General features: G+C 54.2%; 9 protein-coding genes. 2 read left to right on the top strand and 7 right to left on the bottom strand.

What is annotated here, in order from left to right:
* The first annotated feature begins 179 nt into the window (after positions 1-179).
* Together BY454_RS16860 and BY454_RS08475 are read left to right on the top strand one after the other, a co-directional pair.
* Positions 180-338, top strand: a complete 159-nt coding sequence (locus BY454_RS16860; RefSeq protein WP_022992176.1) for a hypothetical protein — start codon at positions 180-182, stop codon at positions 336-338.
* Between the two features lie 105 nt (positions 339-443).
* Complete coding sequence (locus BY454_RS08475; RefSeq protein ID WP_081699727.1) at positions 444-794, top strand: DUF7673 family protein; 351 nt, start codon at positions 444-446, stop codon at positions 792-794.
* A gap of 32 nt (positions 795-826) precedes the next feature.
* Here the strand turns inward: BY454_RS08475 and brxL are convergent, their stop codons facing one another.
* From brxL to pglX, 7 genes are all read right to left on the bottom strand, one after another.
* Positions 827-2,878, bottom strand: a complete 2,052-nt coding sequence (brxL, locus tag BY454_RS08470) for a BREX system Lon protease-like protein BrxL (protein ID WP_022992174.1) — start codon at positions 2,876-2,878, stop codon at positions 827-829.
* Between the two features lie 12 nt (positions 2,879-2,890).
* Entirely contained in the window at positions 2,891-5,389 is a 2,499-nt protein-coding gene (gene pglZ, locus BY454_RS08465; protein WP_022988841.1) for a BREX-1 system phosphatase PglZ type A, read from the bottom strand.
* On the bottom strand, positions 5,386-6,063 hold the full coding sequence (locus BY454_RS08460) for a DUF4276 family protein (protein WP_104416049.1): 678 nt from the start codon (positions 6,061-6,063) through the stop codon (positions 5,386-5,388). Before BY454_RS08460 ends, pglZ begins: the two co-directional genes overlap by 4 nt.
* Entirely contained in the window at positions 6,060-7,172 is a 1,113-nt protein-coding gene (locus tag BY454_RS08455; protein WP_022992172.1) for an AAA family ATPase, read from the bottom strand. Before BY454_RS08455 ends, BY454_RS08460 begins: the two co-directional genes overlap by 4 nt.
* A 61-nt stretch (positions 7,173-7,233) precedes the next feature.
* A complete protein-coding gene (locus BY454_RS08450) occupies positions 7,234-7,875 on the bottom strand; it encodes a retron system putative HNH endonuclease (RefSeq protein WP_022988844.1) in 642 nt (213 codons plus the stop codon).
* Complete coding sequence (locus BY454_RS08445; protein WP_022988845.1) at positions 7,872-9,152, bottom strand: AAA family ATPase; 1,281 nt, start codon at positions 9,150-9,152, stop codon at positions 7,872-7,874. Before BY454_RS08445 ends, BY454_RS08450 begins: the two co-directional genes overlap by 4 nt.
* A gap of 10 nt (positions 9,153-9,162) precedes the next feature.
* Positions 9,163-12,684 carry a BREX-1 system adenine-specific DNA-methyltransferase PglX gene (pglX, locus tag BY454_RS08440; RefSeq protein ID WP_104416050.1) on the bottom strand — a complete coding sequence of 1,174 codons (3,522 nt, stop codon included), beginning with the start codon at positions 12,682-12,684 and terminating at the stop codon, positions 9,163-9,165.
* Positions 12,685-12,762: the final 78 nt, after the last annotated feature.

Here is a 12,762-nt window from a genome sequence, read left to right as displayed (position 1 = left end):
CCCCGCGTCGCTACGCTCCGATGGGTGGCAGCCTTGCTCCGGTCCGGGTGGCAGGCTTCACGTGGAATGGGTGGCAACCTTCAGCGGTTTACGCAGCCAAAGAACAAAGACAGGCCGATGCTGTGGCCTGAAACCAACAAACTGCCCTCAAAGGGCAGTCAACTATTGGAGACGTGAATATGCTGAACCTATCTGCCACACTGATTGCATTCCTGAGCTTTGTCGCAGTTGTACTTTTTATCTGCGTTGTGGCCTACCGCAACGCGGACCGGCTGGAAGCGTTCCTGGAGCGAAAGTTCCGAAAAAAATCACCCCGACACAATGGCGATCTGAAATAAATTCGGGGCAAACCGGTGTTCTTGCCCAAAACGGGCAGTTTGAGAGCCGTGCCTACTGCGTCGTCCATGGCAGCATAATCGTGAAGTCGATATGAGGTTATGCACATGACGGACAAAACAGCCATGCTTCCCGAAAGCTTTCTATTTTTGCTGGAACAGGAAGAAAAGCGGAGGCAGCTGCGGGAGGACGCGGGGCTTCCGGCTCTCACAATACTGATCGACGCCGCTCATAGTGGAGGCGGCCAGGCCCGGCATATCCGGCGATTCCTGCTTGGCCTATATAACGCGAGTCACTGGCCATTCGAGCTGAACCGGCTGAGGGCCTTGGATGCCGAGCTGCAACAGGCTGCGTTGCAGGTTCTGGCGCTGGATTGGAATGGCCGGGAGGTTCACACCTATGTGCCGGGTGGTGACGAGCTGTTTCAGTCCTGGTGGGAGTGGGAAGCGAGCGCCTGACACACCGCCTCCCATTGCACTGCCGGGTGGATCTATGACTGTTTGATGAAGGTAATTTCGAAGGCCTTGCTAGACCGAAACTGCTGCAACCGGTTGGCAAACGCGAAGGCTTCATTCATCTCGTAGTGCTGGAAGATGTCCAACCCCCGATCCAGCGATATCTTCCAGCCGTGGTCCGTAACGATATGACGGGCGTGAATGGTGCCGCTTTCGTCAAACGCCCAGGTGAAGTCGATGCCCACGGTGCGAGCGGATTCCTGGATTTTTTCAAAACTCTCGTCTTGCAGGTCACCCTTGAACTCGTCCCTGACGGTGACGAGGTGAACCTCCACTTCATCTTCTTCGGCCTTGTTCTTCACGATGGCTTCGAGAAACTCCATGAAATTGCGGATCTGGTAGAAAAGCCGGATGTAGGGGTCTGTGACGGTGATCTTGCTGGCTCCTTTCAGGTATGCGCCAAACAAGCCGTCGAATGAGATGCCCTTCTGATTTTCCTGGAAGGTCAGGTGCTTTTCTTCCAGTACTGGCTCGGGGGCATTCAGCTCTTCTGGCTCGACACCTTTAACGTCCGCTGTTGGCTCGGGTTCTACTCCCTCGTCATCAGGAGTCGAGACCGTCTGGTGGTAGTAGCCTGGGTACTCTTCCTCCTCAAGTGTCGTGACCAGTATTTCCTGGCCTTGTTGATCCTGATAGGAAAAGCGTACTTCGCCGTAGGTGGTATCAATCCGCTGTAACTGGTCCTTGACCCGCTTGCGCCCCTCAATGGCAAAGCGCAGCACTTCTTCAACCTCTTCCCTGGTCGCTCCCCCCTGGGGGAACAGGATCTTCATCAAGCCGGAAAAGGTCTTGTTAATACCGTCCCGATCACGGGTCGAGATATCCGAAGAAAGGGTAAAGTGCTCCTTATACTGGTCGGAGTAATCGTAGTTCCGCATCGAGCGCAGGATTTCTGCAAGGTAGTCCACCACGAAGCCATAGCCGTCGGAGAACATCTCGCCCCGGATGATGTCGACCTCCCATCCCGGAATATAGAAGTGGATCCGGTCCAGAAAGGCAGAATCGTAGAACTTGTCCGGCAGTTCATCGAACAGGTCTGAATGCTTCAGCATGTAAGGAACAGTGTGCCGGGTGTTCCCCACGAACACCATGGACGCCTCGGCGCCCAGGGTTTCCACGCCACGGGAGAAGGACTTGTTGGCCATGTAGTTCTTCATGATGTCGACCAGGGCCTTGTCGACTCGCTTCTGTTTACCGGCGAATTCGTCAAAGGCCACGCAATCCCAGTAGCCCACCAGGCCGATTTTGCCGCTGGAGTTATTCACAAACAGCTTGGGTACGGTGACTTCACCACCGGAAACCAGGATCCCATGGGGCGAGAATTCGGAGTAAACGTGGGATTTACCCGTCCCCTTGGGGCCAAGTTCGATAAGGTTGTAGTTCCGCTCGCAGAACGGAATCAATCGGACCAGTTGCGTCAGCTTGCTGCGCCGTCCGAACATCTCCGGGTTAAAGCCGATACTCTGGATCAGCAGGTCAATCCACTCATCGGTGCTGAACTGCTGCCGCGCGGCAACGTAGGCGTCGTAGTCGAAGTGCGATAGCTGAATCGGCTTGAGGGTGGACAGAATCCAGGGGCTGACGTTCTGGTCTTCAGAAAATACGTATTCGATGTCCGCAATGCACCATACGCCGCTTACCAGCAGTTTGGGGTGGGCCTTGACGGTCCCAGAATCCACCAATACCTTCTTGATTCCCAGGTTGGAAAACTGCGCCTCGTAGGCATCCGTCTTCTCATTCAGGGCCACACTGATCTTGTCGATAACCTTGTAGCGCCCCTTTTCCTTGATATTCGAGCGCACCAGTCCGGCCTCGTTCCGGTGGACATAGTGCTTGGCCAGAATCTCCTTGACCGTTTCAATCCCTGTTTTAATCGTGGCCTCGTCGTTAGTGGCGCAGTATTGGCCGAGCAGATACTCCAGCACGTATGAGGGAACGATGGCGTTGCCCTTGACCGTTTTCACCAGGTCTTTGCGCACCACCAACCCGGGGAAGTGTTCGTTGATCTTTTGGTCAAGCGTACTCATTGGCTATAACCCTCAGAAATCAAAATCGCTGGTAAAGGACCGCCGCATCAAATACCTGAGCGACTTGTATTCCTTGTAGTGGGAGGTGCCGGCGTGCTGTTCTTCCAGCTTCAGGAAAACCTCCTGGCCGTTGGCCTCGTCCGCCTTGCGGCTGAGCACAAAGCGCACCTGAAGCTCCCGCTCGCGGGGGTTCTCCGAGGTCAGGTCAAACGACAGTTCGTGACTGTCCGAAATCAACTCCCCTGACTGGGTATAAATCCCAGCCCGCAGGTGGCGAGGCTGTACTTTCTCGGTAACCGGTCCGGACTGATACAAGGTGACGGCCAGTTGGCCGGAAGTGATCACCGAGCTGGCCCCACGCAGGATGTCCACCTCAACGGCGCTGACATCACTCTGGCGCTTCTTGTTAACCTTCAGGACTGGAATCACAACCTCCTGAAGGGATGCGCCGCCATGCACAAAGCGGCTGCCAGAGCCTTTAAGACGCAGCCGGTTGATGGACTTGGGAATCTGCACTTCCATATCGCCATCCAGCCCAAGCTGCTCAGACGAGAAGTGATGGAAGGCCGGAGAGGCGGACAGCCCCTTACCCAGCACGAACCGACGGTCCCGGTAGCGAATATCATCGCCAGAAACGGCATCGCCCAGGAAATCACTCTCATCCAGCTCACGGTTCTGGTAAATAAAGCCATGGTCAGCGGTGATCAGCAGGTTATTGGCGTTGGCCGCCGTGAGCTTCTTGATCAGTCGAATCAGGTCATCCAGGGTTTGTTCTGCGGCTTCAAAGGCCTGCCCCTCTGAATGCATCTTGTCGCCGGTGTGATCGATGCGGTTGTGGTAGATGTACAGCACATCATTACCCTTGAGCAGCTCACGGCTGTCTTCCCGGTTGAGCTGCATAAAATCCTCCGCCTTGACGGCCTGGCCCCGACCATCCAAGGCGGCCTGCAGGATTTTGGTACGGTTGACCGTGCCCTGTGAGCTTTGGCCATCCACCAGTACCGTACCGGTATCGTTGTCGGCGATTGCCAGGGACTTGTTGGGCAGTAGCGCCGCCATACCGAGCTGGGTATAGCTGGGAAGGGTCGAGAGTGCCGGTTCAAGCTCCGCGCTGTAGCGATCTTCCTGCCGGATAAGGCCCAGCAGCTCATCACCAATCTCATAGCGCATGGCGTCGGAAATGATCACGCAGATCCGTTTGTCCTTGCACAGGTACGGGCGAACCCAGTGCTCGAAAAAGGCTGTTTGCTGAACGACCGGATAGGCCTCCCAGCGCGGCGCGGCATCCACGTGAACCTGGAAGCCGTCGCCCAGCTTGAGCAGGTAGTTGTTGGAATACAAATTCTCCACCTGCTCACTGAGATCGCCCATTAACGATGCCTGGCCGGACATGCGCACATGGTAGGTAAATTTGCGGTAGAGCTGATCCAACTGGAACCAGGAACGGCTGTATCGCTGAACGCCGTCGGAGAGGCTGTCCATGGTGAGACGAGCCTCACCGAGCATCTGGACAAAACGGGCCGCAAACTCAATGGCTTCATACAGGTGGCGGAACTCCCCGTACCAGTGGCCCTGGCGCCGCTGCCGTACCCACAATGCCACATCGCCACTAGTGACCGTGCGGCCTACCACCGCCCGCACCAGGTCACTGATAATCTTCTGGTCGATTAGCCGGAAGTAATCCAGCTCAACCAGGTCCCGGAAGTCCCGCTTACCCAGATCCTGCTCAATGCCCAGCACCTCGGCACACTCGGCAGACAGGGTTTCAAACCCCTGCTCGAACTGCCGGCTGTCTTTCCAGCGCTTGAGGAACACCAGGGCGTCGCCGGTCAGTTTGACATCGCCATCGGTACCCATGGCGTAGCAGGACTTGAACAGCTCGATCACGAAATCGCGCAGGCTGGGTTCACTGGCCTCGTAGCCGTAGAAACGGGTCAGTTGCTCCCACAGGAAGCTGCCCAGACCACAGCGCTCAATCAGCCGGATGCCATCATCACGGTCTTCAGCCAGTTGCTGCAGCAGGGTTTCCACCACCGAGTCCATACGGGGCTCGCTACCGGCACACACGGCCAGCATCTTCAGGCGCAGCTGGCCGGCGGTATCGTCCGGCTTCAGCAACTTCTTCAGTGCCTCCTTGCGCTTGATCGCCTGAAAGAACTCCGTATGGGCCTGAGCTATCTCGGCGAACTCCAGGCCCAACTCCAACTCGGACAGCCAGATGGCCACCTGGTCGGTCCGGAACTCGCCGTGGGCCAGCTGTACGTCCAGCAACCAGTTGTCCAGATCCTCCGGTTGTGGCCCTTCTTTGTACAGCAAGAATTTCTGTTCCGGTGCCTCCCGCAGGATGCGATGTTTCAGGCCGTACTCGTTGTTGGCGATCTCCAGCTTCTCCACGTCCGGAATGGAAACCGCCTCGAAGTCACTGCGCAGCTCTTGCTTGGTGTCGTACCAGAACACAACCCGGTGCTTATCGAAAAGCCTGCCCAGCGCATAATTGATTTGCTGGCTCATTCTTTGCCCCCGAGCTTCTCCAGGCGCGACACCCATTCATCAAAGTGTTTGCAAGAGGCCCGTAGAGCATCGAGGCCGATGTGAGCCGCAACCGATACCCCCGATGTCACCTTGTCGTATTCCGGTATCTCTTTGAGAATCCGTTTCGATGGCGCTGTTTCTCGACCGTCATTGATGAGCTCCGGATTTTGGGTGCCGACCATCTTCACCAGGTTCCCAATTGGCTGCTCGTGCTCCAGGTACTCCCAATCCAGCTTGGCCGGGTCAGCCAGAATCAGGCTTTCAAATTCATGCAACTGGATATAGGGAATAAAGTTCGGCTTGTTCATTTCATTGCCAAAAGCAGCTTCGAGCCGTTCGATCCTTTGATAAGGCTCCAGCCGTTCCGCCTCGTCAAATCCTGGGAAATCGTCTGGCAAGGCATATAAATCGAACATGCTGGTAAACCAGCATTCCTGGTTGGCGTCTTCCTTCATCCAGGTTTCGATGTCTGCTTTTGCCTTCTGGTAACTGATCAAGCCACCCCGGTATTCTTTGGCTGCCCGTTTGTCCTTGCTCGTTAACACACAGCGCGCGTCGGTGTAGACATCAAAGTGCGCCAGATGGGGTGTCAAAACCTGGTCGACGAAGGCTTTCTCGGTCTGGCCCTCTGCGGTTATGTGCAGTCGAATCACGGCTGCCCTCCCAACACATTTTTCTCCCAAAGCTCCGAGAGGCTGTACCGTTGCAACCATTCACCCAGCGCCTCCGCTTCCAGACGGTGGAACGAGCTGGCGCCGGTCTTTGAATCGCGCTCCACAATCACAATCTGCTCCGGCAGGAATTCATCCACCAGCCGTGTGGACTGGGTGGCCAGGACCACCTGCGTTTTCTGGGATGCACGTTTGATCATACCGGCAAGCTCAAGCGTGGCAGCCGGATGCAGACCCAACTCCGGCTCATCCAGAACGATCACTTTTGGAAGCAACGCCGGTGGCTGCAACAGTAGTGTGGTCAGCGCCATGAAGCGAAGAGACCCGTCGGAAATCTGATCCGGACCAAAAAGATAATCCTGGCGGTAGGTATCAGACCAGTTCAGTCGCACGAAACGGTCATTGCCAGGAAGGGTATCCAGTACGAAGTCGTTGAACTGCGGCATAATCTTGCGAATATGCCGGACAATTCGTTCGTAGTAAGGACGATAGCTGTCCGACTCCTTCAACATCTTGAGGAAGGCCGCGAGGTTGCCCCCATCGCTGCGCAGGTAGGACACATCATCAACGTACACCCGGTCCTTGATTCGGGCGGTGTCGGATGTGTCGTGAAACTGGAAGGTTTGTATGCCTCTGAGCAGACCGGTAAGCACTTTACTGGTGGGCCGATCATCCTGCCCCAGATCCGCTTCGGGGCCACCACTGGACAGAAAGTATTCCTGCGGTCTGGGGTGACCGGCCTTGTGATAGCTTACCTGTTCACCGCTGACGAACAGCCGGTCCGGCAACCCATACGATAGCTTTACATCGTAGGAGTCCGTGGTGCTGTCATCTTCCAGTTTCACGCTGAAACTCAGCGATTCGGTCACCTTTGGGCCATAAAACAGAAGCTGGCTGACGCCCTGCCTGCCAACGTACTGCTGCAGAGCACCAGTGGTCATAAATCCCAACAGCCGGAACAGTGAAATCAGGTTACTTTTCCCGGAGCCATTCGCCCCCAACAGCACCGTGACATCGTTAAAGGCAATACGCTCGTAGTCGTGATTGCTGATGGATTTAAAGCCTTTAACGGCAATTTCTTTCAATTTCATAGGTAGCCCTCCTTCATGAGCGACCTGGGATATTCATGAGAGGCCTGGGAAATTCGATTACTCATGCGGCGGCATAGTCCCCAAACAGGTATTTGATGGTGGTCCAGAACTCACCGAAACGGCCGTCTGCTCCCATGGTTAAGTAGCCCGACACGAACTGACCCAGCTCATCATGGCTCAAGCTATCATCCAGGAAAGGCTCAATTGCTCCAGCTCTCAACTCATTCAACTTGGGCAGGTCGAGGCCCAGTCGGGTAATGGTTTCACAGGCCGCCCGGTCGTTATTGTCAGCAGGTTTAATCCAACCATCACCTTCAAAACCAAACCGGGGCTCACAATTCGCATCCAGCGGAGATATCAACAGCTCGGGGTCAAACCAGTCGCCTTTCAGGTTACCGCAGTGACGGGGCTCACCCTTTCTGATCTGATTCTGGCAGGAGCACAAAAGATTGCCGTAATCCAGCGGATCCACAGTCGGGTCACTCTGAGGCTGAAAGTGTTCTATGTGGGAATCGCCCTCGGTTAACCGGCGTTCACAATAGCAGCAGATGTAACCCTGCTCCCGCATCAATGATCTCTTTACCGAGGCTTTGGGCTCACCCCTCAGGTCGCCATAGGTAGGCTGCCAGTCTTCATTGACATTGGCCAGAGCCTTCCATTGCGTAAAAACTTCAGGTTCGTGGCGCTTCTCCACATACTTCATCGGCCAATCAGCTCCTTGCGTTTGATCAGCACCTTGGCTTTTACCAGTTCCGGATCTTCGCCAATGTCTCGTTCCAATTCAGCAATGCCTTTTCTGGCAGTATCAAGCTCGCCATCATTGATTTGCCCGTAAATAGCTCGAAGAGCATCTTCCACTTGGTCAGGGCGTGTGGTCTCAAGGCCCATCAGATCTTCAAGTACCCTGTCCACCGTCTTCCCGTAGGACTCATTCGGGCGAACAATCTCCAATTCCCCGGCATCTGTCATGTTCATAAGGAACAGATTCTCCGGTTTCACATGGGTAATTACATGCGGTGAATGAGTGGAGATAAAAAACTGACAGTTCGGGAAAACCGCCCTCAAACTGGGCACCACCAGGCGCTGCCATTTCGGATGCAGGTGCAGATCAATTTCATCGATCATCACAATGCCATCTCCCAGCAGCGGATCTTCTCGCTCCGGGTTGGCTATGGCCATGCGCCTGGCAAGGTCGCCAACCATGGCCATCAAGCATTTTTCGCCATCGGAAAGCTGGTTTACCGTCAGCCGCTGGCCTTTCTTCGTTACCTCCATCCGCAGCGGTTGGCGCCTTACGGTCAGGTTTTGGAAGTCCGGCATGAAAATCTCAAGGGCCCGCCGCACCGCCGTTAGCTGCGAATCCGGGAACTCGAAATCGTCCGGCTTGATCAGATCATCTATGTATTTGCGGTTCTCGTTCTCAAGGTCTTCACGCTCCCGGAACCATTCAAAGAAAGTACGGAAGTTGGCGCCACTGGTTAGCGACTCCTCGTAAGCAGAAAGAAGCCCGAACTGATGCTTTTCTCGGATACGCAGTGGAATATCCAACACAGCGCGATTCACCGGGTAGTAAGCAAACAAGGGGATGTTTACCTTCCCGTTGTGTTCGGTGATGCCGGCCTGAATACCCTTGGCCGTTTCGGATGCAGAAATCAGAACAGAGGCCAGGTCCTTTTTGCTGTACCCCTTACGCACCTTCGCCAAGTTCCAGCCGAAGGAAGTACCCTCATCACATAGCTGAATGGCCAGATTGGCGGAGGATTCACCATTCCTGATATCGGATTCGGCAATCGGACGCCCAGACGCACCCGCATGCTTAATCCGATTCGCCAGCCAGGACAGCATGATGGCCGAGGCATCCAGAATGCTGGATTTACCCGTGCCATTCATGCCGACAAACACATTAAGCTTGTCATCCAGATCCAGCGGTAGATCTTGAGCGCCACGAAAGCGCTGCAAGGTTAGTTTGTTGATATGCATGCCTGTGCTCCTAGCCAGAGAGGCCGGTAATCTTCTTTAAAGCTTCGCCAAATTTCGGATAATTGGTCTTCACCCCGTCATCGAGATCAATTTCCACCTGTTCGGTGGCCAGTGGGTAGAGCACATCCCGCTCGTAGTCATCCAGCTCGGCGAGGGTTTTGTTGATCTTCTCGATCTCTTTCAGGGCCTTGGTCTTCTCACCCTGGGAGGCCCCGGCGCTGATACTCACGGCCTCCAGATGGTTTTTCCGGGCTTTTAGCTTCTCGTCTTTGAAATCCCGAAGATACTCCAGCACCGTGCCCACGGTGTGGGGCTGGTAGCGGTGCATGTAGATCAGCGCGTTGAATGAGCCCTTGGGTGAGGAGAACAACCAGTAGATGGGCCGTTTCTTGTAACGGCGCACGTGGTCGTTATAGAAGTCCTTCAGGAAGTACTTGCGAATATCTTTGCCCAGCGCCTGCTCGACAAAGCGGAGGTTTTCCCCATAGTGCTCTTCGCCAAAGGCGATGCGCAGGAATTCACGGAAGCGCTCAGTGATGTCGTCGGTGAACCAGTCACCGTCGAGCATAGGGATGACATTGTCATCGTCTGCCGGGAAGCTCGGCTCAGGGATTTGCTTCAAGTAATCCTCAATAGTCTCACCCTGATTGGCTAGGATCAGCCCCGGTTTGTCTAGCGCGTAGCGGCCGAACATACAGCCCGTGGCGTAGGAGATCAGCTCGCGCATGGTGTCAGCCAGAAGAAGTGACTCCAGCTCTTCCTCACTTTTGTTGTTGCCGTAGCGGTAGTACGGGTTGCAGGTCAGGGTGATCTCTTCCAGTGGCACATCTGGCGTTAGCTCATCCTGCAGGCCGTAGGCTTCAATAAAGATGCGGTTGTTCTCTTCCTCCAGCCGCCGCATCTCCTGAGTCATGTCCCTCCAGCGGGTGTGGAGGGACGCATAGCTAGCCTTCAGTGTCTCGCCTCGGTTGTCGGGCGAAAGTAGCGGAAGCGTCGTGAAGTCCCATGAGGTTTCGTAGGAGTCCCAGTCCGATTTGGCGCATTCAACAAGCATCAATGAATTGGATTGAAGCTCCGGACTCCTAAAGACTTGATCAAGTAGGGGCAAGCTGCCAAGCGTGCCAGTTGAAATGTTGACTGTGTTACCCGTGGCTGCAAGGAGGGGCTTCATTATAACGGAGTTGAGTTGTGCAATAGTGTAAAATGCATCTTTACCAAAGAGAGTAGGTGCAGCATCGTTGAACCCGTAGCCTTCCGGTCTCCAACGGAATGCATGAGCACCTGCACTTACCTTGGCCCAAGTAACACCACCTTGAAAAAGGTATTTGGTGTTCTGGGGTCGAGACCGCAATGATCCGTCTTCGTTCCGATAGTTTTTTATCCTAAACCCATCGTCCTCCCAATCCATTAAATAATTGAAGCCCATATACCAACGTCTTGCATCACCGGCTTTATCAGATTGAATCCAGCGCACTTCTCTCCCAATGTTCGAGCGGGAAACCTCCCACTGGAGTCTCATGAAAGCCTCGTCATTTCGAGTCCCTACACCTTCCTTTGCATCAAAAACTTCTCCAAGTTTTTTATTTCTGAACAAATTTAATACAGAGGTTGAAAGCCAATATGCAATTGCCTGGCCAGGGATAGGTTTAAATAGTTCATCTCGAACTCGAAAATAATTCGTACGATCCTTGCCGTCCACAACCTCGTTAAATAATCGGGCCTTTTCTTCCTCAGAGCGTCCGTCGACAAGCCGCACATATTCTCCAACGTGCCGCTTTGTTCTGCTATTCATAAGAGAGAAAGCGGTCGTTGAAACAACCGCGCCACCAATTGAATCAAATCCTCGCTCCCCTATGTGCGCCATATTTAATATGCAGCACTCATAAAGAAGCTTTTCTCTGAGACTCTCAAAAGAGGATAGAAACATCCATGATTGCATATTGATCATGGAGATTATCCCTGAGGGTCGACACAGCTTAAGGGACCTCTCTAGGAACATGGCGAACAAATCTGAGCGAGAGCCTGAGAAATTATTCTTGGCGAAGCTGCTGAGACTGTCGTTCATTCCCCCTTTGCCCATATAGGGGGGATTAGCGACCACCACATGATATTTGGGTGAGAGGGCCTCAGCCATGCTTAAGATGGACACGAGTCGTGAGTGCAATTCGGTTCGCAACAGATCATCACTAGCGTTCTGTGCTTTCACTACCTGCAACACCTCAGCAACATTGCTGATCTTCGGCGCGATCAGCGAGCCGAAATTTTTGGCCTGCTCGAACTGGCCAAGCGTCTCGCGCAGCTCGTCAGTAGAAAGATCTTTACCCACAAGGGCAGCAATATCTTGCACCTCGGATTCGGTAAAGGTGACGTTCTCCAGAATGACAACATTCGGCTGCACGGGCTTTCGGAAAAAACGGCGCTGTTTTGCACGCGCTTTCATGGTTAGCGCAAAGGCGGCCAATTCACCGGCACGCTCGTCGATCTCAATGCCGTAAAGATTATAAGTCAGAATCTTGGCCGGAATATCGGCAGGTTCGTAGCCTTCCTCCTCGTAAATGGCATAAAGAAGATCGAATGCATAAGTCAGCATATGCCCCGAACCGCAGGCAGGGTCACAGATCTTGATCTCTTCCGGGCTATTGATCCGCAGGAAGTCGGTCTCAGGCTCTTCCGGCTTAATGTAGTAATCCATCCGTTCAATCAGGCCTGAGTCTGGCCAGTTGAGCATCCAGAGACGACCCAGCGAGTTTTCCACCAGATACCGAACAATCCAGTGCGGCGTGAACAGCTGGGTTGCCGCCGGGATATTCTCGGGAGTAACCTTCTTGTTCTTCTTAAGATCGGCGAATACCTGGTCTTTCTTCTCGGAGATATAGAACTGATACAGCCAGCCGATCACCTCGACATCTTCACACGCATCCGGCGTCATGGCTTCGCGGGTATAGGCCAGGATTGAGTTGCCTGAGAGCAGATCATCCGGCATCAAAAGCTCAGTGTAATCGTCAATGCGTTCGAACAGGAACGGCATCGCGTTGTACCAATAGTTACAGGCCGCGACGACCAGCAGGCAATAGGCTTCCCCCTGGGGGTCCTGGCTGGGTGTCTTTCCGTCCAGCAGAGCGAAGATCTTTTGACGGGTTGTCTCGGGCACCATGTCTTCATCGATGTGCCCCATTTTGGCATCAGCCAGGATCTCGGGCTGGAACTGCCCCTCAGCAGGGGAAACAATGCCAATGCGGTTGTAACGATTCACGTCCATAAAACGTAGGGCGCAGAAGCGGTTGAACCAGATGTAGGCCACCCGTTCGATGAGACGCTCCTGACGGAGCGAGTTTTCAGCGGTCAGTTTGCAGTTGTCAGTATGTTTACCTGAGACACCGAAAATTTCTTTTTCAATGTCGGCAACTGCACTGGGTGCTTCGCGCCGGGCGGGGCTTTCTTCGGCCAATACCAGTTTTAGCTTGGCGCCGACCTGTTCAATCAGGCTGCGGCGGGCGAACTGGGCGAATTTTCTGAGTTTTGCGGTTTCCATCAATTCATGCCTTGGTTTTGATCGTGACCGAGCGATATACGCTGACGCATAAATGAGCGTATATATTTACGCTGAGCG

It is taken from the genome of Marinobacter persicus (genome assembly GCF_002934325.1).
GTDB lineage: Bacteria > Pseudomonadota > Gammaproteobacteria > Pseudomonadales > Oleiphilaceae > Marinobacter > Marinobacter persicus_A.
The sequence above is the reverse complement of the archived record's forward strand: the minus strand, read 5'-3'. Positions and strand labels throughout refer to the sequence as shown.